This window comes from Mesorhizobium sp. M0954, from assembly GCF_040319155.1.
In the GTDB taxonomy this organism is placed as follows: Bacteria; Pseudomonadota; Alphaproteobacteria; order Rhizobiales; family Rhizobiaceae; genus Mesorhizobium.
This window is the reverse complement of record NZ_JAMYNR010000045.1, coordinates 1-23,893: the sequence shown is the minus strand read 5'-3', so window position 1 is coordinate 23,893 and position 23,893 is coordinate 1. Positions and strand designations below refer to the sequence as shown.

26 protein-coding genes and 2 pseudogenes are annotated in these 23,893 nt (G+C 58.3%); 19 read left to right on the top strand and 9 right to left on the bottom strand.

Annotated elements, in window-relative coordinates:
- The first annotated feature begins 39 nt into the window (after positions 1–39).
- The 9 genes and pseudogenes from NKH93_RS32255 (at position 40) to NKH93_RS32215 (ending at position 5,530) form a co-directional block, all read left to right on the top strand.
- Entirely contained in the window at positions 40–279 is a 240-nt protein-coding gene (locus NKH93_RS32255) for a hypothetical protein (RefSeq protein ID WP_352903756.1), read from the top strand.
- Between the two features lie 146 nt (positions 280–425).
- Complete coding sequence (locus tag NKH93_RS32250) at positions 426–1,250, top strand: alpha/beta fold hydrolase (RefSeq protein ID WP_352975361.1); 825 nt, start codon at positions 426–428, stop codon at positions 1,248–1,250.
- A gap of 42 nt (positions 1,251–1,292) precedes the next feature.
- Positions 1,293–1,458 (top strand): annotated as a pseudogene (locus NKH93_RS32245) (alpha/beta fold hydrolase); the annotation flags it as partial.
- Between the two features lie 186 nt (positions 1,459–1,644).
- Positions 1,645–2,562, top strand: coding sequence for an alpha/beta fold hydrolase (locus tag NKH93_RS32240; protein ID WP_502896537.1), 918 nt, complete (start codon positions 1,645–1,647; stop codon positions 2,560–2,562).
- A gap of 252 nt (positions 2,563–2,814) precedes the next feature.
- Complete coding sequence (locus NKH93_RS32235) at positions 2,815–3,564, top strand: SDR family NAD(P)-dependent oxidoreductase (RefSeq protein WP_502896536.1); 750 nt, start codon at positions 2,815–2,817, stop codon at positions 3,562–3,564.
- Positions 3,565–3,637: 73 nt separating this feature from the next.
- The gene (locus NKH93_RS32230; RefSeq protein WP_352618179.1) at positions 3,638–4,111 is read left to right on the top strand and encodes a nuclear transport factor 2 family protein; all 474 of its coding nucleotides are present in this window, start codon (positions 3,638–3,640) and stop codon (positions 4,109–4,111) included.
- 186 nt (positions 4,112–4,297) lie between these two features.
- Positions 4,298–4,723, top strand: a complete 426-nt coding sequence (locus NKH93_RS32225; protein WP_352975347.1) for a hypothetical protein — start codon at positions 4,298–4,300, stop codon at positions 4,721–4,723.
- Positions 4,678–4,956: a hypothetical protein gene (locus NKH93_RS32220; RefSeq protein ID WP_352903752.1), complete on the top strand. Its 279-nt coding sequence runs from the start codon at positions 4,678–4,680 to the stop codon at positions 4,954–4,956. The genes NKH93_RS32225 and NKH93_RS32220 overlap by 46 nt, the downstream gene beginning before the upstream one ends.
- Before the next feature lie 34 nt (positions 4,957–4,990).
- Positions 4,991–5,530, top strand: a complete 540-nt coding sequence (locus NKH93_RS32215) for a transporter (RefSeq protein ID WP_352975346.1) — start codon at positions 4,991–4,993, stop codon at positions 5,528–5,530.
- An 889-nt stretch (positions 5,531–6,419) separates the two neighbouring features.
- Here NKH93_RS32215 and NKH93_RS32210 read toward each other — a convergent pair.
- Positions 6,420–6,623, bottom strand: a complete 204-nt coding sequence (locus NKH93_RS32210) for a hypothetical protein (RefSeq protein WP_352975344.1) — start codon at positions 6,621–6,623, stop codon at positions 6,420–6,422.
- Positions 6,624–7,556: 933 nt separating this feature from the next.
- Here NKH93_RS32210 and NKH93_RS32205 point away from each other — a divergent pair.
- A complete protein-coding gene (locus NKH93_RS32205) occupies positions 7,557–8,081 on the top strand; it encodes a helix-turn-helix transcriptional regulator (RefSeq protein ID WP_352779582.1) in 525 nt (174 codons plus the stop codon).
- A gap of 670 nt (positions 8,082–8,751) precedes the next feature.
- Here NKH93_RS32205 and NKH93_RS32200 read toward each other — a convergent pair.
- Positions 8,752–9,063 (bottom strand): SOS response-associated peptidase family protein, encoded by a 312-nt coding sequence (locus NKH93_RS32200; protein WP_352975343.1) that lies wholly within the window; start codon positions 9,061–9,063, stop codon positions 8,752–8,754.
- A 114-nt stretch (positions 9,064–9,177) separates the two neighbouring features.
- Here NKH93_RS32200 and NKH93_RS32195 point away from each other — a divergent pair.
- Both NKH93_RS32195 and NKH93_RS34420 read left to right on the top strand, forming a co-directional pair.
- Positions 9,178–9,638, top strand: a pseudogene (locus tag NKH93_RS32195) (IS110 family transposase); the annotation flags it as partial.
- Positions 9,639–9,714: 76 nt separating this feature from the next.
- Positions 9,715–9,879 (top strand): hypothetical protein, encoded by a 165-nt coding sequence (locus NKH93_RS34420; protein ID WP_502896535.1) that lies wholly within the window; start codon positions 9,715–9,717, stop codon positions 9,877–9,879.
- A 210-nt stretch (positions 9,880–10,089) separates the two neighbouring features.
- On the opposite strand, the gene NKH93_RS32185 is transcribed toward NKH93_RS34420, so the two are convergent.
- From NKH93_RS32185 to NKH93_RS32155, 7 genes are all read right to left on the bottom strand, one after another.
- A complete protein-coding gene (locus NKH93_RS32185) occupies positions 10,090–10,428 on the bottom strand; it encodes a slr1659 superfamily regulator (protein ID WP_352450368.1) in 339 nt (112 codons plus the stop codon).
- An 18-nt stretch (positions 10,429–10,446) separates the two neighbouring features.
- Positions 10,447–11,007, bottom strand: a complete 561-nt coding sequence (locus NKH93_RS32180; RefSeq protein ID WP_352975338.1) for a slr1658 superfamily regulator — start codon at positions 11,005–11,007, stop codon at positions 10,447–10,449.
- 2 nt (positions 11,008–11,009) lie between these two features.
- On the bottom strand, positions 11,010–13,376 hold the full coding sequence (locus NKH93_RS32175; protein ID WP_352975336.1) for a SpoIIE family protein phosphatase: 2,367 nt from the start codon (positions 13,374–13,376) through the stop codon (positions 11,010–11,012).
- Positions 13,373–14,551, bottom strand: coding sequence for a class I SAM-dependent methyltransferase (locus NKH93_RS32170; protein ID WP_352458001.1), 1,179 nt, complete (start codon positions 14,549–14,551; stop codon positions 13,373–13,375). The genes NKH93_RS32175 and NKH93_RS32170 overlap by 4 nt, the downstream gene beginning before the upstream one ends.
- Entirely contained in the window at positions 14,548–15,069 is a 522-nt protein-coding gene (locus tag NKH93_RS32165) for a ubiquinone biosynthesis methyltransferase UbiE (RefSeq protein WP_352906744.1), read from the bottom strand. The genes NKH93_RS32170 and NKH93_RS32165 overlap by 4 nt, the downstream gene beginning before the upstream one ends.
- Before the next feature lie 175 nt (positions 15,070–15,244).
- Entirely contained in the window at positions 15,245–16,894 is a 1,650-nt protein-coding gene (locus NKH93_RS32160; RefSeq protein WP_352975332.1) for a putative bifunctional diguanylate cyclase/phosphodiesterase, read from the bottom strand.
- A gap of 420 nt (positions 16,895–17,314) precedes the next feature.
- Complete coding sequence (locus tag NKH93_RS32155) at positions 17,315–18,457, bottom strand: helix-turn-helix domain-containing protein (RefSeq protein ID WP_352450373.1); 1,143 nt, start codon at positions 18,455–18,457, stop codon at positions 17,315–17,317.
- Positions 18,458–18,688: 231 nt separating this feature from the next.
- Between NKH93_RS32155 and NKH93_RS32150 the strand changes: the two genes are divergently transcribed.
- From NKH93_RS32150 to NKH93_RS32120, 7 genes are all read left to right on the top strand, one after another.
- On the top strand, positions 18,689–18,988 hold the full coding sequence (locus NKH93_RS32150) for a hypothetical protein (RefSeq protein ID WP_352906720.1): 300 nt from the start codon (positions 18,689–18,691) through the stop codon (positions 18,986–18,988).
- A gap of 850 nt (positions 18,989–19,838) precedes the next feature.
- Positions 19,839–20,102, top strand: a complete 264-nt coding sequence (locus tag NKH93_RS32145) for a hypothetical protein (protein ID WP_352906722.1) — start codon at positions 19,839–19,841, stop codon at positions 20,100–20,102.
- A 125-nt stretch (positions 20,103–20,227) separates the two neighbouring features.
- Complete coding sequence (locus NKH93_RS32140; protein ID WP_352975328.1) at positions 20,228–20,974, top strand: DUF4336 domain-containing protein; 747 nt, start codon at positions 20,228–20,230, stop codon at positions 20,972–20,974.
- A 26-nt stretch (positions 20,975–21,000) separates the two neighbouring features.
- Entirely contained in the window at positions 21,001–21,348 is a 348-nt protein-coding gene (locus NKH93_RS32135) for a hypothetical protein (protein ID WP_352726025.1), read from the top strand.
- Between the two features lie 699 nt (positions 21,349–22,047).
- Positions 22,048–22,290 carry a DUF982 domain-containing protein gene (locus NKH93_RS32130; RefSeq protein WP_352503357.1) on the top strand — a complete coding sequence of 81 codons (243 nt, stop codon included), beginning with the start codon at positions 22,048–22,050 and terminating at the stop codon, positions 22,288–22,290.
- Between the two features lie 476 nt (positions 22,291–22,766).
- The gene (locus NKH93_RS32125; RefSeq protein WP_352975325.1) at positions 22,767–23,012 is read left to right on the top strand and encodes a DUF982 domain-containing protein; all 246 of its coding nucleotides are present in this window, start codon (positions 22,767–22,769) and stop codon (positions 23,010–23,012) included.
- 121 nt (positions 23,013–23,133) lie between these two features.
- Complete coding sequence (locus NKH93_RS32120) at positions 23,134–23,259, top strand: DUF982 domain-containing protein (protein ID WP_352975323.1); 126 nt, start codon at positions 23,134–23,136, stop codon at positions 23,257–23,259.
- The last annotated feature ends 634 nt before the right edge of the window (positions 23,260–23,893 follow it).

The window sequence follows — 23,893 nt, the reverse complement described above, 5'->3', positions numbered from 1 at the left end:
GCACCGAACGAAGCACACACTGTGCCCAGGAACAGAGCGATGAACTCAACCCGCATTACCTCCTTTCGTCGAACGGTCGTGGCCGACCTGACCCGCACCGCACTGCTCTCTGTTCTGACAACTGCTGTACTGGCCACAACTCCGGTTCAGCAAAATCAAGCAGCGGCATGCGGTGCCGCTTGCGTAGAGACGCAGACGCTCGATGTTGGCGGCATCGCCTACCCGCGTGAGTTCCGCGAGGAGGTCACCCGCTTCTTGGGCGATGAGACGCGGCCATGAGCGCCTTCCTATTCTCCGCTTCTTTCACCCGTCGCGACGTGCTTGCGGCAGGCATGGCCAGCGCCGCAGCGACGCTACTGCCGGCGAACCCAACCCAGGCGCTCTCATTGGAAGCTGCCACCCAAACCAGAAAAGGAAAACAGACCATGGGCTTCATCACCACCAAGGACGGCACCGAGATCTTCTACAAGGATTGGGGGGCGGGCCAGCCGATCGTCTTCCATCACGGCTGGCCGCTCAGCGCCGACGACTGGGACAATCAGATGCTGTTCTTCCTGGAAAATGGCTACCGTGTCATTGCGCATGATCGCCGGGGCCACGGCCGCTCGACCCAGACCGCCACGGGAAACGAAATGGACACCTATGCCGCCGATGTCGCGGAGCTGGCCGAGGCGCTGGACCTCAAGGAAGCCGTCCACATCGGTCATTCGACCGGCGGCGGCGAGGTCGCGCACTATGTGGCGCGCGCCGAACCGGGGCGGGTTGCCAAGGCGGTGCTCATCGGGGCGGTGCCGCCAATCATGGTGAAATCGGACAAGAATCCAGGCGGCCTGCCGATCGAAGTGTTCGACGGATTCAGAGCAGCGCTTGTCGCGAACCGCGCTCAATTCTACATCGACGTTCCTTCCGGCCCCTTCTACGGCTTCAACCGGCCAGGCGCGAAGATTTCGCAGGGTCTCATCGAGAACTGGTGGCGGCAGGGCATGATGGGCGGCGCGAAGGCGCACTACGACTGCATCAAGGCCTTCTCCGAGACAGACTTCACCGAGGATCTCAAGGAGATCGACGTTCCGGTGCTGGTCATGCACGGCGATGACGACCAGGTCGTTCCTTACGCGGATTCCGCGCCGCTTTCCGTCAAGCTGCTCAAGCGTGGCACGCTGAAGACCTATGAGGGTCTGCCGCACGGACTCTGCGGTACGCATCCCGAGATCGTAAACCCCGACCTGCTCGCCTTCATCAAAGGTTAGCTGGCAGCGAAAGCGGAGACTTGCCGTGAATTCAACCAGCACGTCGACCTACCGACGCTCGTCCTGCACGGAGACGACGATCAGATCGTCCCGATCGCGGATTCGGCGCTGCTGTCGGCGAAGCTGATAGGTGATCAAAGGTGCACCGCACGGTTTATGCACCACACACAAAGACGAGGTGAACGCGGAGCTCCTCGCCTTCATACGCAAAACGGCTGACTACCCGCATCCTCCCCCACAGGCCGTTGACTGCGCTACGCGGGCAACCGCGTGCCCGCGTAGCGCCTTTCCTCAACAATCCCGGCAGCCGCCGGACAAAGGAGATCAAATGTTCACTTTCAATACCCGCCGCACCGCGCTGGTGTTCGCTGCTGCACTGCTTTCCTCGAGCCCAATGCCGATGATGGTCAATGCCCCTGTAAGCGCCGCCGCTGAGACCGTGGACTCGACCACCCATTACCACACCGTCAAGATCAGTGGCGTCGACGTTTTCTATCGTGAGGCAGGGCCGGCTAACGCGCCGGTTGTGCTTCTGCTTCACGGCTTCCCGACCTCTTCACACATGTTTCGCAATCTGATCCCGGCGCTTGCCGACCGCTATCACGTGATCGCGCCCGACTACCCGGGATTTGGCGAGAGCGCGGCACCTGATCACACCAAATTCGCGTACACCTTCGCTCACTACACCGATCTGGTGGATGGCTTGCTGGGGCGACTCGGCGCGAACAACTACGCGATGTACGTCATGGATTATGGCGCTCCGGTCGGATACCGGCTCGCGCTCAAACATCCGGAACGGGTAACCGCCTTGATCGTGCAAAACGGCAACGCTTACGAGGAGGGCCTGAAGGAATTCTGGGATCCGATCAAGGCCTATTGGGCGGACGGTTCGGCCGCGCATCGGAAGGCGCTGAGTTTCCTTGTCACGCCTGCCATCACGAAATTCCAATACACGGACGGCGTAGCCGACGTTTCCCGGATCGACCCGGACAATTGGGGACATGACCAAGTCCTGCTCGACCGTCCCGGCAACAAGGACATTCAGCTCGATCTCTTCCACGACTATGGCAGCAACGTTCCACTCTACCCGAAATTCCAGGCATTTTTCCGCGAGCGCAAGCCGCCGATGCTGATCGTATGGGGCAAGAACGACAAAATCTTCCCCGCCGATGGCGCCGGCCCATATCTTCGTGATTTGCCAGGAGCCGAGCTTCATTTGCTGGACACCGGGCATTTCGCGCTCGAAGACAAGCTGGACGAGATGGTTCCGCTTATCCGGGACTTCCTGGACCGCAAGGTGGTTACTAACTGAGCCGGCGTCAGCCCCGCGATCTGAGCGCTGGCGGCGTTACGGCCGCCAGCGGATGGCCGGAAAACGCCCGCCAGAATTTACTTTCGCCTCGCGGCTTTTTGCCTGTGCTGCCTGGCCGCCTCCCGGCGCTCGATGGGTGTGCTCAGTCGAAACCTGAGCGCCGTCAATGAAGTTCGCCCGCCAGCCGCAGGCGCGGACCATACCGTCTCTCTTCATCGCCGCCGCGGCCAACTTGGATCAGGAGATTTCGTGATGAGCAAGCTCAACGGAAAAGTCGCAGTGATCACCGGTGCAACGAGTGGCATCGGTTTGGCCGCGGCAAAACGGTTTGCGGCGGAAGGCGCCCGTGTATTTATGACCGGCCGACGAAAAAAGGAACTCGATGCGGCCGTCAACGAAGTTGGCAATGATTCGCGAGGCATTCAGGGTGACATAGCGAACCTAGCCGATCTCGACCGCCTTTTTGAGATCGTGAAGGATGAGGCCGGCGCCATCGACATCCTATTCGCCAACGCGGGTGGCGGCGAATTTTCCGCTCTTGGCGCTATTACGGAAGAGCATTTCGACAGAACCTTTGGAGTCAACGTAAAAGGCACGCTCTTCACAGTCCAGAAGGCGCTGCCGCTTCTCCGTGACGATAGCTCGATCATCCTTACTGGATCGACCGCTGCGACCACTGGCACGCCTGGGTTCAGCGTGTACGGCGCCAGCAAGGCAGCAATCCGCAACTTCGCGCGCAGTTGGATACTCGATCTGGCCGGCCGAGGGATCCGCGTCAACATACTTGTTCCCGGCGCGACCTCTACTGCCGGCTGGCACGAGCTCGCGCCATCCGAGGAGGCACACAAAGAGATGATCCGGTTCGTGTCGACAAGAACGCCGTTAGGGCGTCTCGCTGACCCCGACGAAACCGCAAGCGCGGCCCTCTTCCTTGCTTCCAGCGACAGCAGCTTCGTCACGGGAAGCGAGCTGTTTGTGGATGGCGGCTCCGCGCAGATTTAGATTTCAGGTTACGTCGTGGGGACCGTGACACAACCGCTTGCCAATCGGAACACTGACTGAAAAGAGAAAGATCATGCCTGAACAACGCCCGCCGCTGCCGCCATTCACCCGCGAAACCGCCATCCAGAAGGTTCGCAGTGCAGAAGATGGCTGGAACAGCTGCAATCCCGAACGCGTTTCGCTCGCCTATACTGTTGACAGCTATTGGCGCAATCGCTCGACTTTTGTGCAGGGACGCGATGCTATCGTCGCCTTCCTGACCGGCAAGTGGGTGCGTGAACTGAATTATCGGCTGATCAAGGAACTTTGGGCCTTCACGGACAACCGCATCGCCGTTCGCTTCGCCTATGAATATCACGACGATTCCGGCAACTGGTTCCGTGCCTATGGCAATGAGAATTGGGAATTCGACGAAAACGGCCTGATGCAAAAGCGCTTTGCCTGCATCAATGATTTGCCAATTCAGGAATCAGAACGCGAATTGTTCTGGGACCGTTCCGGACCACGTCCGGCCGATCATCCGGGCCTGTCGGATTTAGGATTGTAATCGTCGGAGAAGGTTCGAACTTTATTCCGGTTCTTGCCGAGATCCTCCGCGAACATGGCTTCGAAGGCGCGAGCCGCCAGAAGAACGGACTCGGGGAAATCTCGAAGTTGGCCCCACGGATCTGCCAAATCGTCCGGGTTCTCGTGCCATCTAGCCCACCATCTAGCGGCTCGCAGGGAGCAATGAATGGCCCACAAATTCGCCGAAATCGGGTTCACTGACGCAGTGAAATCCGTGCAGCAAACGATGGGCAGCCGCAGCGCTTATGCACGCCGTGAAGTCGGTTCCACCGGCAACGTCGCCACGGACAGCCGTATTTCGCTGCTGCTGATCGACTCTCCGAACAGGCGCCGTCTCAAGGTCTTCGGTCGAATGCATGTCATCGGTACCCAAGATGATGCGGCGCTCGCGGCAAGGCTGACACTCGCCGACTATGCTTCGGCGGTCGAGCGCGTGATGCTCATCAAGGTCGAGGCCTTCGACTGGAACTGCCCGCAACACATACCCCCGGCTTTACCGAAAACGATATTGCGGCAGCTTTCGCCACTCACCGGGAGTGTAGACGGATGCAGGACAAATCGCAGACATCGGAAGCGCCGATATTCGGCGTAGTTCATTGCGCTGCCGGTCTTCATTCTGCACGGCACGGCGGACAAGGGGACGAAGCCGGCCGGCAGCCAATTGTTTTCGACATTGTGGGCTCGTCCGACAAGACGCTCAAGTTCTATCCCTCCCACTTTAACGACCTGCTGAACGATCTTGGCCGCGCAACGGTCATGTCGGATGTGCTGGCATGGATCGGGGCGCGTTTGCCGGTCGAGCAAACCTCTGCCGCAGCAGGTTGACGGTTCACAAGGCTCACGGGTGGAGTAAAGCAACGTGTTTCCGGAAGCGCCAATTCGCATTGCTGTCATGCTCAGTCCCGCGTCCGGCGACGGTTGTGTTGAGTTCTCTCGGTTCCTTGCCGTCTACTACGCGCTTCTGGATGCCGGCGCTGAAATGCTGCTTGCGTCGGTATCAGGAGGCTATCCCTGGCCGACGCGGCCCAAACGACCCGGCGGGGAAGGCAGCGAACTGACGGCGCGGTTTCGAAGCGACCGGCATGCTCGCGATGATCTGGCAAACACGCTTACCTTTGGCCAAGTCTTCATCGAGGATTTTCATGGTGGCTTCTGCGTCGGTTTGCCGGGCTCAATCTGGAGCAGCAACGATGACGGCTTGGCGGGGTCGCTGATCGGTCGATTTCTGCAGGCCGGCAAACCGGTTGCAGTCCTCCCAAGCCTGTTCGACATCCAACCGAAAGGCGCGGGTGGCGGCCTGCTTATAATCGGCGATGGCGATTGGCCGCCGTCGCGGGCCGTTCATGCGCTCTTGGCTTCGGTTCCGAGGCTATCTGAGAAAGAGAGGACTCTCCCGTGACGCTCCACAGACGCAGTTTTCTTCGCGGTGCAGCAAGGTCCGCTTTCAGGCGGTGGCAAAGCTGGTCTCTACGGCCGAGATGGGGCGCAAAGCCGACGTTGAGTTAGCAAGTTCAGGCCCAACGGATGTTCATGATTTGTGCTTCGAAAGTCGCATAATTGGCAGTGCGGAATGCACAAAGCAGCAGGAGAAGGGGGCCCCGTTCATAACGCGTAGGCCCCGCAAACACCGGCTGAGTCCGCAATTCAGCCAATCCGGCCGTTTCTGCCAAGCCAGCGCAGGCACCTTGCGGTTCGTTTCGCGCCGGTTATAAAGCCGGCGCCCTCGCCGGCTTCGTAGGGCACTTGGTGACGGGAGGTAGGTTGCCAGCCGCGTAAGCCTTTACCAGTTCTTCCCGGGCCTTCTCGACGGCAGCTTGCGGCGTGTACATGTCGATCAACGCAGAGGTGCCCGACATGGTCGCTGGTAGCCTTCCGCTCGCAAGGCGACAGTGTATGGCCGCCGGCGCGTTCAGATAAGCCGCAGCCGCCGCTTTCGTCCTGTGTGGCCTCTTGCCGCCGCGTGGCTTGTTGGTGACATACGCGGGCCGCTGCTCGTACCAGCAGCGTCGGTGTAGGTAACAAGCATGCCGCCTTCGGCCTTCTTGCGAGCGCCGGGCTTTGTGTAGAAGTGCATGCCCGCAATTTCGGCCACATGGCCATCAAAGTCCGGTCTCATGCTACGCCCTTCAGGAGGCGACAGAATTCCGCAAGCACAGCACATCACCCAGCCTAGCGGCTCGCTCCATCCCGTGCGCGGCCCTTCAATCCAGCCCAACGCCCCGGCATATGTCACGCTCTGACGGCCGTATCTGATGCAGAACCTCCGGCCACACTTCGTCGAGCCCATCCTATACCGGCTCCACCATAGTTTCAGACGTCACCTCGTCGCCTGGCACGTCATGCGTCTCGGCGTCGTCGGGATTGGCGTCTCGCGGGTTAAGATAACCCTGCGCGCCTTCCGTACGCGTTTGGCCGGTGGTGTCGGGGATCTCTTGCAGCACGGCAAGCGCTGCGGCTGGATCTTCTTTGGCCGGCCAGTGCACCGCACGCATGCCGCCGCGGAAACGAGTGTTGTCATTGTCGGCACGGAGGGCGCCGGTGAATTCCCGGTTTGAATTCCGGCTGCCAGGCCGGGTAGTCCCATGATGCGATGCGCGGAGCGGGTAAAGAATAAATCCGAAGGAGGCGGGCGAGCACCCCTATGCCACCTTTCTTTCTCGCCATCTCGCTCGTTATTAATCTTGCCCTTTCGTAGGAGGGCTGTGTGGTGTTGGAAACAGGTGAGCAGCAATATTATCGGCAGCTTGGCGGCATGAAGAAATCTTAAAAAATGCACTCCGAGATACGTTTCTGGATGTGAAGCTAACGACAATCTTCAATTTGATTCGTATAGAATCGCGTGTTGTGAACGCGTAGTTGAGGAGCCCCGAAATGAACGCAAAGCTCAAAAGCGAAGCCCGTCGCAAGGTAATTCTTCATGGACACCTTAATAACAACCGTTGAAAGATATTGCACCAAGATCGGATGCTCACTGGCGAGTTTAAGAGTCAGCGCCAGTAAACTCAGTTGCACTCGAACCCCGACGGAGGCGGCGGAATTTCGGCGTGGCTTTCATATGCCGGAACACAAACGGGAAGATTACAACCAGTTGATGATCTCTGGACGGTATAAATCTCGCGATTGCGGCGCAAATTCTGGGAATCTTAACAGTGTAATCATCAGATGTCGAGTTAGGTTATTACGGACGGATACTATCACTTGAAGACTTTCTGCAGATCACGAGTAGCTTTATTGGGTAGGGGTATAAAATGACTCTGATGGATAGACATAGTGATCCTGCTTCGGGTAGCCGATACATTGCGACAACGACCAAGTATAACCATGAGGCGCATACGACGCGGCCCTTTTATGTTTTTCCTCCAGATCGTGCATCGGGCGCAGGGGTCGGGGAGCCAAGAGCACGCAGCCTGGAATCCATAACCGGCATGCTTGATCGCATCGGCTGCGGCTATCTCGTGCTGAACCGCGAGAGGAAAGTGCTCGAATGGAACGCAGCCGCTCAAACCACGCTGGAGCGCCAGGGAGAAGTGGCCGATACGGCCAGCGGTCTTTCGGTGGCTTTGAGGCGGCTGCTCGCGAATGTTCCGGCCCATTTCCTGCCGGGCTCATTATCGTGGGTGGTGATCCGCAGCAACGGCGACAGGCCGGTGATATTGAACGAGAACGGGTTTGTCGCTCCTGACGGAACGAGCATTGTGGCGTTGCTGGATCGCGAGAACAGGTCGGGGCCAAATCCTCAGACACTGCAAAAGATGTTTGGCTTGACGAGCGCGGAGACGCACTTGGCGTTGCGCTTGGCTCAGGGCGATGCGCCGCTGGAGATCGCCCGCAGTTGGCGCCTCAGCCGCACCACGATCCGCTCCCAGCTTGCCTCGCTGTTCGCCAAGACCGAAACGAAACGTCAGGCGGAACTGGTGGCTCTTCTTGGGCGCATTTCAGTCTTGCCATAAGGGCCGTCGTTTGGATCCATCTCAGCAGATCGCCAATCCCGAAACGCTTTGATTTTCCGTTGGGCGATGGCGCGGGGCGGGCAGCAGGAGCATGAATCTCGAAAAAGAGAGTCACTCGCACGCACCAAAGCCGCAATGGCGTCTACGGACAAGCACACAGGCAGGTGGTTGATAGCTACTGCTGTGCTTGGGGTCGCCTACTTCGTAGCCTCTTCATATTCCCCTGGTTTGATGCGCCTCATCGGCATCGTGTTTGTAATTTGCGCCTTCTACCGCACGCAGAATCCTTAGATATCACGGCCTTGTGGTTGCCCTATTATGCCCCCGGCCGCTTGTTCTTGACGTAGTCCAAAGCCTGGACGTGCGTCCCGTCGACATCTGTGACGAGCACAAGTTTCGGCGAGAATGCGCTGGTGCCGTCGTGCCGACGACCTTGACTATCGTCCGCTTTCCGGGCGGATGGCATCGAATTGGGTGGAAAGGGCGATCATGTCGTTTTGTATTTTCTCTCCGCAGATTGAACCGCCGGTTGTCACGTTGTGATTATGCTTTTGCCTGCCTGTCTGTGCCCCTCATAATGGCCAAAGAACCGGATTCAGAAGCATGCTCACACGTAACAACGAGAGAAAATAAATCTTCCACATGGTCATCAGCTCTTCTGGAAACGGCTTCATGAGATGTTCCGGGTCGGGGTCGTCAGCCAGGTCATGTAGTCTTCGGGCGTCAGAATCACCGGCATACGGATGTGGATCGTCGCCATGAGCGGATTCGGCTCACAGGTCAGCAGCGTGAAGGTGCGGATGTTGTCGCCGCTAGCGGGGTCGCGCCTCCCAGAGCGCCGCCAAGGGCGAACGGCTCGCCCGACTTCATCGCGATGGCATAGGGCTGTTTGTTCTTGCCCGTGCCGGAAGATGTCCTTCCATTCAAAGAAGCCGTCGATCGGCATCAGCGCGCGGCGTGACTGATAGGCGGCTTTGAACATGCCGTTGGTCTTTACGGTCTCGCTCTTGGCGTTGATCGAAGGTGCTGCGCTTCACGCTGATGATAAACGTGGTCTGCATGGGCAGCCACAAGCATCAGAAGGGAGGAGCGCAGCATGAATCATTATGCGGGATTGGATGTGTCAGTGAAAGAGACGCCATTTGCATTGTCGACGAAACAGGCCAGATTTGCCGCGAGATAAAGATGGCGAGCCATCCGGAGGATCTGGCACGGGTGCTCAAGGAGCCCAGCTGGTGGGTTGAGCGGGTTGGGCTTGAAGCCGGGCCTTGTCGCAGTGGTTGTTCGAAGGCCGGCCAGGGCCGGCCTGCCGGTGATCTGCATCGAGACCCGCCACACCAAGGCATTTCCTTAAGGCCCAGGTGAACAAACCGACCGCAATGATGCCCGCGGCATTGCGCAGATGCGCAGATGATGCGAGTCAACCTGTTTCGCCCGGTGCATGTGAAAACCCTGACGAGCCAGAAGCGCCGGGCGCTGCTGACCGCCCGCAAGCTCTTGCAGGAAAAGGCCATTGCCGTTGAGAACGATCCCCGCGGCTTGCTACCGAACTTCGGAGCGGCTGCATCTCGCGTTCGAAGCCGCGCGGCTTGCATTCGGCGTACGGACACGCACATCGCGGATTCCTGCCTACATGCGTGAGCCGGTCGCGGGGCTGCTCGACAAGGGCTTTGCGAGGACGCTCGCGAAGTTGCTTGATCCCGGCAAGCGCGTGCCACTGCCGAAGTCGCCCTCGCCGTCGAGCGACACGATCTATCTCACGGTCGTGGACCGCGACTGCACGACGCCACACTTCTGACTGCGCAGCGACGGCTGATCGGCACAGGCGGCCCGACATCCCCCCAACCCGGACGCCTGCCGCCTGTGCCAGCCCCCAAGCCATTGCGAGCATCTGCTCACGTGGCCAAATTGTCGTTAGCCTCGCATCCGAATACTTATCCGGGCGTACATATCTCGCTCTTGCAGCGCTCTTGCACGCCGTCCTTTGGCTAATTTCGGACGACCTTCGTCAGTCCATCAAAAGCACCACAGCGGGGTGCAGCTTCTTCAGATTCGGCAATGATTTCGATTGCCAGGGTATGTCTGGCGTTCCACGCACGACGAGTCGAACATCGGGATGCTTGCGCACCTCGATGGTAAATTTCGCGAGCAGGTTGATGCCGGAAGAGTTTAGAAAGTGAAGATCCTTAAGATTGAGCGTAATGGAAGCGGGATTACAGGCAAGAACACTGGTCGCCAACGCCGAGATAGGCGCACCGGCCTCGGAACTGGCAAGCCGCATTGCACCGTCGAAGAAAATTTCGCTTCCTTCAGTCCATACGCGGTAGTCGTCTGTCTTGATTTCCATAGCCTGGCTTCGTTTCCTCTAATTGTGAATTTGCGAGATCGGAATGGAGGCATATGTCTCCACGCAAATCCGATCGCTTTCGTCGGCGGCGCTGAATATCCAAGCCAGGCGCGCGCCGTAGTCGCTCATCAACGTCAGCAATCCAAGTCCGGAGCCTCCTACGTCGGGGTTCGCGGCATTGGCTTCAATTCGCTGTATCAGCAGGTCCATGGGGTCGCCAACCGTGATGTCCTCCAGGAGACTTTGGAACTCGGACGCATCTTCACCATCGAGGTCATTCGACACCTTGAGCTTGAAGCATTCCGAATCCATCGACGCCTCGATCAAGATCTCACCCGGTGCGCGAAACTTGACGGCATTTTCGATGAGTTCGTTGACCAGATATCCGATACTGTGCCGCACTTCCATGTAGTCATTGCGGGACGACCGGAAGCGCAATGCGAAAAGATCGGCGATGAAGTCCGAGGTCGTGGCACAATGACGCCAACTCAAGTCGAGAGGTCCGTCGAACAGCCGCACGCGACTGACGCTCTCCTTCATCCCGATTGCAATGTCAGGGGTCCCGAACAGCGTTGTCATGGCTATGTGTGCCTTATGATCACGAGGGTGATGTCGTCGTGGATCTTCTGGATCCCGATATGGGCCATGAGATCCTCGATGATCCCGGTTTTGATTTCCTCGGCGCTCCCGCCTTGACGTTTTTGTGCGCTCTGGCAGAGGCGCTCGAACCCGAACAGCCTTCTGTCTTGGTCTTCCGCCTCGGTCACACCGTCGGTGTGCAGCACGATCACGTCGCCACTGCCGAACAGGATGTCGCGCGTGGCAATGAACTTCGAGATGTCATTCTCCAGGCCAACCGGCAGACCCAGATCCATCGTGTCGATGCGTTCGACGTCCCCGTCCGCACGCACGACGAGAACGTCCTCATGCTGGCCGGATAGCGTTACCCGCTCATCCTCGAAGTCAAGGAAGGCCAGCGAGAGATGCTTGCCGGTGTTCGTCCGCTCGATGTTCTTGTAGATCGCTCTGTTCAGCCGATCCAGAAACTGATGCGGATCCCCCTCATTGGTCTCCTGCAGCGCGCGTGCAACGGATTGGACCATGAGCATCAGCACGCCGCTCTCGAGACCATGACCGGTCACGTCGCCGATGCCAATCTTGACCCGTGACCCGTTCTGCAGGACGTCGTAATAGTCACCGCCGACCTCGTCGGCCGGCCGCATGTAGGCCGCGATCTCCAGCCCCGGAATCGCTTCGAGTTCGAATTGTTTCGGCAGGACCATCATCTGGATCTGTCTGGCGACCGCGAGTTCAGCACCAAGGCGAACGTTTTCGTCCTGCAGCTTTTCGTTGAGTGCGGAAATCTCCTGATTTGCGTCCCCAAGTTCCCTGGTTCGTTCGTCGACGAGTTGCTCGAGGTTTTCCGTGTGAAAGCTGATCTGCTCAGCCATGCGGTTGAAAGCGACCCCTGCCGCTCCAACTTCGTCGCGCGTTGGGATGCTCACGCGGACTGAATAGTCTTTGGACTGGAGCCGCTGGGCGGCGCTGGCAAGCGCCCTGAGGCCCGCGGTGATCCGCTTCGAAATTCCGAGCACGGCGGCAAAAACGATCAGAAGCGAAACGACGATCGCGGCGATCTGAAAGAGCAGGATACGGTTGGTTGCACGGGAAATACTCTTCTGCGCGGCGAACAGGGATGCATAGATCTCCCGTTCGGGAACGACGATCCCGACCGACATCATTTCGGACTTGATCGGTCCCGAACTCCACAGATTGGTCGGCTTTAATCTTTTGAGGACAACAATGTAGGGTACGCGTTCGCCCTTGTCGGCGAGCATGACATGCTGAATGACACCGTCATTGTTCTGGTCGAGAGGCAGCGACGCGATAGCCGGCTGCGTACTTCCCCGCAGGGACCTCTCCAGGCCGGTGACGCCCTGGGTGCCCGCATCGCTCGATGAAGTCAGGCCGATGATTGCCTGGCCCGACGGATTGATCGCCACGACGTTGCCAGTCGACATTGTGAGAAAGCCGAACCCGGTCTCAGCGATCTTCACACGTTCGACGACTTCCGCGAGTTGATCGAGAGTGATGTCTGCTCCCGCCGTACCAGCGATACCGGTGCGATCGCGCGTCCACAGCGGGCGGAAAAAGCTGACGATTAGCTTTCCCGTGATCGCATCGGTGTAAGGCGCTGTCTGGGTGATATCGTCAGAGACCGGACGTGAGGCTGGATCCCTGGCCCATTGCTGCCATGACCCATAGATTCCCGGAAAGAAAAACTCCCAGAACTCTGCCTTGTTGTGGCCTGGGTAGAGCCGGTCGAAGGTCTGTGCCTGGTCCGTATACGGCACCGTCCTGAAAATCGGCCGTTCCTTTGGACCAATATAATACATTTGCAGCTTGGACGACCCGCTGGCCATGAGCGTCGGCGCAACGAGGTCCAGCACCGTGCTGTCTTCTATTTCCTGCTGAACGCTTGGCAGCGGACTGTGGTCGGCGCCCAGCAGGTAGCCCCAGACGCTGACCACGGAAGGCGCTCCCGGCAGGTTCTGCGCCCAATCGCCCCGCGAGTCGTAGACGACCTTCACGGAGCCCGGCGCCTCCTGCGAAAGCGTGGCTCCGACCTGTTGTTGCCTGCTTGGATCGTCGATCTGGGCCTGCAGCACGCCGGCCAACGCCTTGACGTCCCCATGGACTCGATCGAGCAGCAGGTCGACGCTTAACGCTGTCGATTCGGCATAGGAACGAATGTATTCCTGGTTTGCGATCGTCAGGCCCTCACCGACTTCGGATGTGGCGTCGCGCGACAGCTTTTGAACATTCCAAAGCGCCAGGCCACCGCTCAAAAGGAGGTCGAACAATACCGCGCCGCCAACGACCAATACGAATTTCGCTCGAAAGGAGCGCAGGCCGAATCGCGGTGTAGGCTCATCGTCGGCTTTCATTGCGGCCGTCGCCCCGATGCGACCCAGATCGGCCAACCCGCATAACCCTTGGGGTGGAGCGCAGCGAAAACATGATCCTCGAAGCCCTGCCGGAAGCGTGCGACGAACTCCGGTCCATCGCCGCGTCTGGTCGCCATCTCGCCCGCATAGACGTCCGCCCAGGCCGCAATGACATCGGCGAAGTCCTGCGGATCCCCGTCCAGGTTAGTGACCATGAAGGTCTCCACACGGATGTCTTCGAATCCGGCTTCGATCAGGTATCGCCGGCTCTTGGGCCCAAGCTCGACATCCATCTCGAAATGCCCGAACAGCTTCGCCACCTCGTTGTAGGTCCAACGAATGCTTTCGGCGCGCGGCTCGCCGAGGCAATGCGAATTCTTCTCGTTGGTGATATAGACCCGCCCGCCTGGCTTGCAGATGCGGTAGAGCTCCTTGAGAATGAGTTCAGGTCGATTGAAGATTTGAAGGGAATGTCGGCAGGTGACCAAGTCGAACTGCGCTTCGTCGAGCAGCATCTCCGAGGCATCGCCATAGGTATATTCGATGCCCCGGATGTCGAATTCCCGCATCACTTGTCGAGCATAGTTCAGGCTTGATATGGAGTGGTCGAGGGCGACGATCCGCGATGGCTGGAACTCCTTCTGCGCGAGCACGGCGAAATCACCGATCCCGCAACAGATGTCGGCCATGACGATCCCGGGCCTCATGCCGTGTCGCGGCAAGATTGTGCGCTCGTGGCGCCAAGTCATCTTTGTCTGAGTGCGCAGGATGGGTACGAACCCGCCTTCCTCAAGAAAACCCTGCCCCGGATAGAATTCAGTGTCATACTCCTCGACCGTGATGTTCGGTTCGATTCCGCTCAGGCGACCGAATTTTCGCGAGGTCCATCCGACGACGCTTGACGTGATGACCACGAATTTGAGATCGGGTCGAGCGCGACAAGCGTCGATGATGATCCTCGAAAAGCTGTGAAACGCAGCGTTGTTCATCTGCGTCAGGCGCCTGACATTGACGTAGAGAACGCCGCGCACATGGCCGATCGCATCGCGGAGCAATGCTATGCTCGGCCCAAGCTCATCGATCGCCTGAGGCCGGACCACTCCCGAAATGGAGAACTCCTGGTTGTTGGCGTCGTATTGCGCCTTGAAGCGCGGGAGAAGGTCGTAAGGGCTCAATGTTGCAAGCCCTCAAGCGGAAGGTCCACGACAAGCTTGATTGCATCGCCGTCGGCGTCCTCGATCCAGAGTGTCGCGTTGTAGTCAACAGCCAGTTCTAGGAGTACGACCTCGCGGCTGGGCGCGAGATCCCCAGACACCGAATTGAGATACCGCTCTCTGGCCTCCGTTCCTGCGAACTGCGACACGGCTTCTTCGTAGAATTGGCGCTCCTCTGGCACGCAAGGAAATATCAACTCGATCCTATCCGTCGCGCCATGGCGAGACACCCTGCATGCCAGTTCGCCGTCGGCATGGCGAGTACGGAAGGCGACTTCCAGCAATTCGTTGAAGGCAGAGGAAAAGAGATTTGAATGGTGGACCGAGTCTGACCTGTTTTGACTGATCATCCGGGCCACGTATGTCGAGACGTAATCGCAATGCTTCCAAGCGGAGACAAAAGCTTTGATTTCCATGTCGATCTGGATCATCGGCTCAAAAGTCGGCTCGCCAGCCAGGTCATGATGAACAGGTCCCATCGGCATCCTCACTTGTTCCATCAGTATTGAGCTCTCGCGGGGTGATGGCCTCCGCGATGAAAAATTTCTCCGCGCCCGTGATGAGTCTGTCTCGCACCCACTCGAAGAATTGCGCGGTATCTGCCTCGATCGTTCTAGAAATCTCCGCCTCACCGTTAACGAAGGCCGCAAGGCGCTAGAGCGCTTGTTTTGATTCCTCCATCGCGTGTACCACCCTCAGCGGGGACCGCCTGATGAAACCGCTGATCGCCTCGGCTCCAAGCGGCTTTCCCAGGAAGTTGCCTTGCAGGCAATCGCAATTCTCCTTGATCAGCCACCGTGCCTGTGCCGGGGTCTCGACCCCCTCGGCAGTGACATTTATCCCCAGGCCGTGCGCCAGATTCATGATCGATCGCACGATCGTTTGGCTTTTGAGATCGGTCTCCAAGTCCGCAATAAAGTACTGATCTATCTTCAACGTATCGAAGGGAAAATTTTTAAGGTAGCTCAACGATGAATAGTATGTTCCAAAATCGTCTAGCGATATTCGTATGCCCAAGACATTCAGCGTATTCAATGTGTCTATGTTGTCGATCGTCTTCTCAAGTAGAACCCTTTCGGTTATCTCAAGTTCAAGTCTGTCGGCTTCAAGCCCAACTGCGTCGACGATCTGAGCGACGGTGTCCGTCAGCAAACCGCTAAGGAACTGAGCCGGCGACAAGTTCACTGCGACTGTCAGCGAGGAAGGCCACGTCAACGCCTGGCGACACGCTTCCTCGAGCACCCATCGTCCAATCTCGTCCATCAGACCGTCGGCTTCGGCGATCGGTATGAACACGTTGGGTGGAATGATTCCGAGCTCGGGGTGCCGCCACCGCAGCAGCGCTTCGAAACCGGTCACTGACGAGGGCGGCTGAATGAGCGGCTGATACTCCAGATAAAGCTCGCCGCGCTCCAGCGCGGTTCGAAGGCTGCGCCTCAGATTCTCGCGTTGCTCGAGCAAGAGCAGCATCGAACGGTTGAAGCTTCGAGCGCAGCCGCGTCCATCTGTCTTGGCCGCGTAAAGAGCAATGTCAGCGGCTTTCATCAACTGTTCGCCGTCGGTCCCGTGCTCCGGCCCGAAAGCAATTCCGATACTCGAGCCGACGAACACGGGAATGCCGTTGATGACGAACGGGTCCTTGAACGCGTCGACTAGAGATCCGGCAAGGCGCTCAGCCTCTGCTGGCTGCTCCTTTCCCAATTGGATGACAGCGAACTCATCGCCGGCATACCGGTATGCGGATTCGCCGTCCTGCAGCGCGTCGCGGATACGACCCGCCGCGAGTTGAAGAAGAGTGTCGCCTGCTCCATGGCCGAGCGTGTCGTTGACCGCTTTGAAATCGTCAAGGTCGATTTGCAGAAGGGCGGCTTTCGGCTTTGATCCGCCGAGGGCTGCCATTGCCTGCTGGAGCCGCTCGCCGAATCGCCGCCGATTCTGCAGTCCAGTCAGCACGTCGTGCGTCGCCTGATGGAGCAGAACTAAATGCTCTTGTTCCTCCGCTGCGCTCCGCCCGCCGTCCTCCCTTAATTCGATGATACCCGCACCATTTGCCGTGGTGAACACAAAAACGGACCGGTGCGCTCCGCCCGAGGTTCGCGGCAAGTCGATGCTGGCCGGAGAGCCACCCTGGAACACACGAAGAAATTCGTCGCGATGGCTCGCATCGAGAAAGCTCGGGTAGATCTCCCAGACGGCGGCGCCCGGCGCTACCGCGCCTCCGTACAAGCCTTTGAGCCTGGCCGCGTAGTGCGTCAGGCGAAAGTCACGGTCATAGAACGACAAAAGTTCGGTCGTGTTCGCCAAAAGGTCTGCGAGAACCCCATCGCCGACACTTGGAGCGTCGCTCGATGAAGGCCCCTCACTCTCCGTGCCGATGCCTGAAGCCTCTGAGGGCAAGAACCACCTCCATAGGCGGTGCAGACTCGCGCCCCCCAGTCTAGAAATAGCATAACTGTCAAGCTTGGCAAACTTTCAAATCGCACTCTTAATAAGAGCCCCCCGCAGCCTAGTTCCATATATGCTCCGCCGTGATCGGCGGCAAATTATCGATAACGATGAACCGTCACAGTTCGTTAACAAACTGTGAATTGGTGAGAATCAGCTGTGTGATTGATGCGCAGTAGGCGCGACACGAAGATTTTGTGGCCCATGAGGCGGCGTGACCTTCGCCGCCCCGGGCAACCCCTCTTCTAAGTCCGCCCAATCAGCTTCGCGATCCTGTAATCAGTTTCCGAGCGCCTTGAGCCAACCTTCAAAGGAAGAGGCCTCCTGGCCTCCGGCATGCGAAACAGAGTGGGCGGGGCGCGGCAATACCACAGTACTGCGGCCTTCGCGGGGGCTGTAACCGAATTCCTTGCTGAATGCCCGGCTGAAATTAGCCGCTGAACTAAACCCGAAGGCTTCAGCAATTTCAACAATGCGCCGGCTGTCCGCCGGATCGCTTAGCGCAATATGGGCTGCTAGAAGGCGGCGACTTTGTATGTAATGGAGAACACCGCCGCTTGGTTCGAACAACTGATAGAGACGAGAGCGCGAGACGCCGAGCGCCCGGCACATTGAATCCGGTGTCAAATGAGCCGCATCCAGATTGTGGTGTACGTATCGACGCGCTCGCTCCATTAGCGCGACACTCGTCAATAGTTCGGCGGCCGCAACCTGTTCCGCCGGAGGCCCGAGGCAGGCAATGATCATGCTGCGTGTTGCGTGCACGATGCGGGGCAGATCGTCAGCCGTGAGGCTGCGAAGTCTTGCTTCGATGCTGTTGACGTAATCGAGCAAGAGGTTGGCAAAGTTGCCCGACAGAATTGAATTGTTCTTGGCGTCCAGCGTTGCCGCCGCATCGGCGAACAAATCGCGCGGCAAATAGACAAAGAGACTTTCGGAGTCCGTTGTCCTCCCGCGAAACGGGTAGCCAAGCGATCTGATCTCCAATTTACCCGGCTGGTTCTCCGCTACACGGCGATCGACCTCCGTCCACGACCGGCCAGTACGTGGCAAGGCGATATACCAGTGATCGATCGAGCTGGACCGAAGCTTCGCGGCAGAACGCATATAACTATGTGCCGGTGCGCGCTGTTGAACGATCAGCATGCCGTCGAGGTTCCAAGCCGTGTGGTCGGCGGGAAAGCCATCGTCGAGCGATTTGTCATCCGGCAACCTGACCTCGACGAGCGGTGCCATATGCGCCTGCCAAGCGGCGAATTGATCCTCTGGCGCCAGTTCGAGCGTTGAAAAGGGCAAAGGTTCGAGCGCCGGCGCAAGTGACGGGGCACCCTCATTGTAAGGTTGAGCTTCGCGCGGCCAACGACGTCGATCACGCTCCAGCGCCTGCCTCGCAAGCGCCTCCTCTTGCCTTTTAGCATCCATCGCGTGGTGTCATATCCGATTCGGGTATGCCCATGCCCCTCTCAATCATGTGGTGTACCTCAGGCATCTGGCAAGACTGGCCGACTCGAGGCGACTGAAACGGCGATCACGCTGGATTACAGTCAGAAATGCATGCCGAGATAAGTTTCTGGATGCGAAGCTAACGACACTCTTCAACCTGGTGCGTATAGAATCGGGCATCATGAAAGCGTAGTTGAGGGGACCGCTGAAATGAACACAAAGCTCAACAGCGAAGATCGTCGCAAGATAATTCTTGATGGGTACGGTAACAACGAACCGTTGAAAGACATTTCGGCAAAAATCGGATGCTCACTGGGGAGTTTGAAGGTCGCGGCCAGTAAACTCGGTTGCACTCGAACTCCAAAAGAGGCGGCGGAATTTCGGCGCGGATTTCACGTTCCGGAAAACAAGCGGCAGGATTACTATAGACTTATGATTACCGGACAATATAAAGCCCGTGAGTGTGCGGTTATGCTAGGATTAATAAAGGAGCAATCAGGAACCAAGTAAATTGAGTCCTGGTCACTGCAGATGACAATGTCATTTTGACAGCCACCGCTTCAGCGGTTCATCAGCCAAAAGCCTGCCGCAAGCACGGTAGCGGGCACTGAAAGGTTCGCACAGATGCTGCCTCGGCATTTCAATCGCACCTGCCTCAGCCCTCATGATCTGGCTATTTGCGAACGCGTGTTCGATCAGGTCTGCGCGGATGAGCATCTCGACCCTTTGGACCCGGCGGCCGAAATCTTGACGGTAATGGTCGTGGCCATTTTTCGAAATGCTCACACCAGCGAGCGCGAACTACTTGTGGCTGTCAAGTCTCATCGGCAAAAGGCTGCGGGAAGGCGCGTCGCATGAATCCGTTCAGTCGCGACGCGCTGTTGCCAGGACACCGGACTTGAAAACCGCCGCGGGCACGGGTTCACAGTGGTTTCAATACTACTCCCTCCAGCGGTTGATATTTGCTTCGGAAGATCGTTTTTGGTGCAAGCGGACCTTGCTGTCGCGGAAGTCTCGATTGCTGCCATCTTGGCGCAAGCGAGTGCGCCGATGGTTTCGCGGCTATCCCCTAAGTCCCTATTCGGTCGCGTCCGTCTCGCTTTCGTCACCGATCGAGCACCGGCAAATATGAGCTCGTTTCCAGACATTCTCGCAGAATGGTCTCACGACTAAAGGGGGTCCAAATTCACACGGCAAGACGGGCCGACCGGTGGTCAACATCAGCCGAGCCTATCGGCTCACGCCACTCTGCAGCCAGAGAGTTGCATTTACGCTCTTCAACATCGTTAAAAACGTACGGAGGTTTCCCGAGACTCGGCTGCCCGCGGCGCGCATGGTCAGGGGCAGGGAGGAATAGACCATGCGCGAATTGCCCAATACCATCGACGCAGACGTTCTGATCGAAATCGGCAGGCTTTTAGATGACCGCGCGAAACCGACGCCCGTGCCGGTCCACAAGCTTGCATTGTTAATGCGGCAGCGTTCAAACGCCAGCCTTCCGGTTGAATCGATGGAAGAGTTGATCGTGAAGATGGCCATGACGCGGCAATTGCCAATGATCTTCGATTTGCCTGACATTGACACGGACGATGTGATCTCGAATGCCTTGGCACGCGCGTCTTGAGACTTGCCCTCGAGCGCAAGTTCTGTTGCTCCACCATAAGCAGCAGGTGCTGCGGTTCGGAATGACGAAACCTGGCCCAGATAGCGTGCATCGCCTTGCGCCGAGCTGGCGAAGTGGAATGGGCTATGAGTGCGTCCCTTTACGAGCCGGTGAACGTCTACAAACCTCAGGGACCCGATGTTGGTGTCGTTGACGGTCCGTTTGAGTATCTGACGGTAGCAGGAATAACACTTCCGCTGCCATTCACCACTCGGATGACGGTGGTGCGCCTATCGAACGGCGATCTGTTCATTCATTCGCCCATCAAGTTTGCTTCGAGGGTGGCCGAAGAGTTACGGAACTTGGGCAGAATTCGCCATCTCGTGTCACCCAACCAGTTTCACTACGCTCATATCGGTGAGTGGTCGAAGGCTTTCCCTGAGGCAATAACATGGGCATCGCCCGGAGTCCGGCAAAGAGCACGCGCACGGCACGCGGATGTGACGTTCGCACGAGATTTGGAGGCCGATCCGCCGGAGGAGTGGCGGCGGGACATGGACCAGATGCTGTTTCCCGGTGGCTACTTCAAAGAGTTCATATTCTTCCACCAAGCTTCAAAGACGCTGATCCTTACAGACACGATCATCAATCTCGAATTAGACATGATCGATGAGCCTTGGCGCACGATGGCCAAGCTGACTCGGATGGCTCACCCGCACGGGCGGACCTTCTTTGGCATGCGGCTGCCAATTCTCCTGCATCGACGGAAGACACAGGCAGTAGTAAGCAAACTCCGGTCGTGGCAGCCGCGGCGGGTGATTCTCAGTCACGGCCGCTGCTTCGATGCGAATGAAGACGAGATTGTCCGTAGAATATTCGGAAAGTCGGCTTAGTAACGCTGTGGTTTGGGAGAAGCCAAATGTCCATTTCGGGTCGGCTCCGGCCGCTCGGCCTCGATCGCTTCAACGACCGCTCCTGGCGCTCCTTGCTCGTTTCGATGGACGACGAACGGCAAAGTTCACACTCCCAGCCGACGCTGGCTGTCAGTGTAGCACGTGGTCGCCGCATCTGGGCAGTAGTGACCTTGCAGCACCTCCTCGGCCCTCATCCTGCAATCTACGTCGATAATCGGATGGCCACTGGCGAAGCCTACACGCTCGAAGTAGTGTTGCCGCGTGCCGCTTATGGGACGAGCCGCCATGCCTCTTCGAAGCTGAATAACCTTCTCGGCGGTGATCGCACTGCTGCAGGCGGTAGTGGGAGATGAAGCTTTCATCCAGTGGCGATTAGAGCCTCGGCCGTTTCTGTTACGCCGTATGGCGCGGTTTGAGCAACCGGCGGAGACGCGAAGCCTTCATTGAGCGCAGCGTCGGAGCCGGTTGCGGCGGATCGAAGGGGTACCGGGGGGGTCGTCGCGCGAGCCAGTTATCCGATCCCCCGCTCAGAAATTCCTACCAAATATTCCTGACTGTAGCGGCCCAGCACCGTACCAATTGTACAATTAGTACATGGCCTTGATGCCGCTCAGGTAGGGAGTAGAGAGCGTGTCCCTGGGGGGGCTGGATGAGCGTCGCGCGAAGGGCCGGTCCGCTTCTAGAGCAAGCAATCACAGTACTCCTCAATAGGGTGGACCGTCGCGACACGGTCTCGATCAAAGCGGCGCTACGCGAAGCTCGGGAGACTGCGCCTTATTTGGTGGCCTCCGACGAAGAACTAACCGAGGCAATCGTCGAGGCAGCAACTGCCATGGGCCTCTGCGTGGCTTTCGACGCCCAAGAGTAGCTGTCAGCCAACTTCAGTCACTCGTGGCATCGCAACGGAAGCGCGCCGTCCTGAGCCATTTTCAATAGTCAGAGGTAATCCGCAATTACCTTCGCAAGCTGCTAAATCTGCCTGTAGAACGGGAACTGGGCTGAGCAAAAGTATTTGCTGGAGGAACTTGATCGGGCCGACAAAGAGTGACCGCATGGCTCTCCACTGGTTCAACCCTCCGGTCCCGGTCAAGACCGAGCGTCCCGGGATCATCCGCAACGTCAACAACGCCGAGAAAGCCGGCGAGGAGCTGATGAAGTGGACCAAGCGTGGCCCTTGCTGGGACCTCGCGGTGCGCGTTTGCATGGCCGTGATTTTCGACGAGATGGAACCTGAGGAGGCCCGCAAGGCATTCCTGGCTGCTGCAAAAGAGGAGGGGACATTACTCCCCCAATGAGAACTAGCTAAATTGGATGCGGTATAAGGTTCTAGGTGTCTCTGACCGAACCGCCTTCGCGAAAGGAGCCCGCCGCCGGTGAGGGAGAGGCGACGGACCCCCACAGCGGCTGCACATCCACGAAGAATCCCGCTGCCACCTCTAAACCTGCGAGGGCCTACATCGTTCCCTTAGCTGCGGCTAAAGCGGGGTTGGTCGGCGGGCTCTTGCCGCTCTAAGTTCCCCCTTATGGGTCCTCTCCGGTTCGCTCCCCCGGTCTACGTGAAGACGAAACGTCCGGGCATTCGCAATGGGGTCAGCCACGTCGAGGGAGCCGCCGAAGAACTGATGACATGGGACACAAAGGGCCCGAAGTGAACCAAGGCGGTCCAATCCTGCGTCGATGCGTTCGAGGGCAGGGGTGTTGAGGTCCGTGAAGCCTTTGAGGCGGCTGCCAAGGAGGCCAACATGTATCTCTCCCCTGAGTAGGAGGTATCATGGCAACCCATTGGTTCGTCCCTCTGGTATTCGTGAAGACTGAAACCGGCGTCAGGCATGGCTGCAACAATGCGAGGGCAGCCCTTGAGCAGCTCAAGAGGTGGACCCGGAGAGGACCTCGCTGGCACAAGGCGGTGACGCTGTGCCTGTCAGATATGGAGGGCGATTCGATTGACCCTCAGGTGGTGCGAAAGGCCTTTGAGGCTGCCGCAAAGGAGGCCAAGATGTATCTCTCCCCTGAGTAGGAGGTGTCGTGGCAACCCATTGGTTCTCCCCTCCGGTGTACGTCAAGACCGACCGACCTGGGGTCACCTACCGGTGCAACAACGTCGAGGGTGCCGCCGAGGAACTCCTGAGTGGACCAAGATGGGGCCCAAGTGGCGGAAGGCTGTGCAACTATGCATCGACGCCTTTCAGGACCGTGTGACTCCGGAAGAGGTCCGTCAGGCTTTCGAGGCTGCTGCCAAGGAGGAGGGGGTGCTCCGTGAGTAGCAGGCCGGTGCCCATGGCTATGTTGGGAAGGACCCGTTAGGCTGTCTAATGCTGACCAAGTCCGCGCTGCTCGAAATAGACCCGGATACGAGAGCATTGACTCTGGTCGGCGCATTCATGGGCATTTTGCACTTCTTGAAACTGGTATCGGAGCTGCTCTGGGCGAGGTACTTGGCGTCAATGGGGCACGTTGAGGTAGGGGGACCGGAACCGGAATGTCAGGCTTCGAAAGCCGATGGCAGAAACCGGATACGCTGTGGCGGCATTTGAGGGCACGTTCCTGCTCTTGATTATTGCCTGTGAGCTGTGCGCGAAAATCGGGAATGGAAGGGCCGGAGGCAGGAAGCACGGCCTCAGGCCGAGGCGCTAATCAAGCGGGTCGGCAATGATCGCGAAAAGCTCAACACGGCCGGCAGCGAAACTAAAGAAGTAGTCGCGCGTTGGACGGCGGATAACGCTGTTTCGTCTCTGAGTATGGTTTAGGTCAGAGTGGTCAAGCCAACGTCGCGTAAGGCAATCAATGCGTCGAGCGCTAGTCAAGCGAAGTCGCCCGCTCGTGACGAGGTCACTTTAGCGCCGCCCGCTTTCCGGCCGGTCCAGCTCGCAACGCTCGTGGACACGGTCCCTGCCGGCG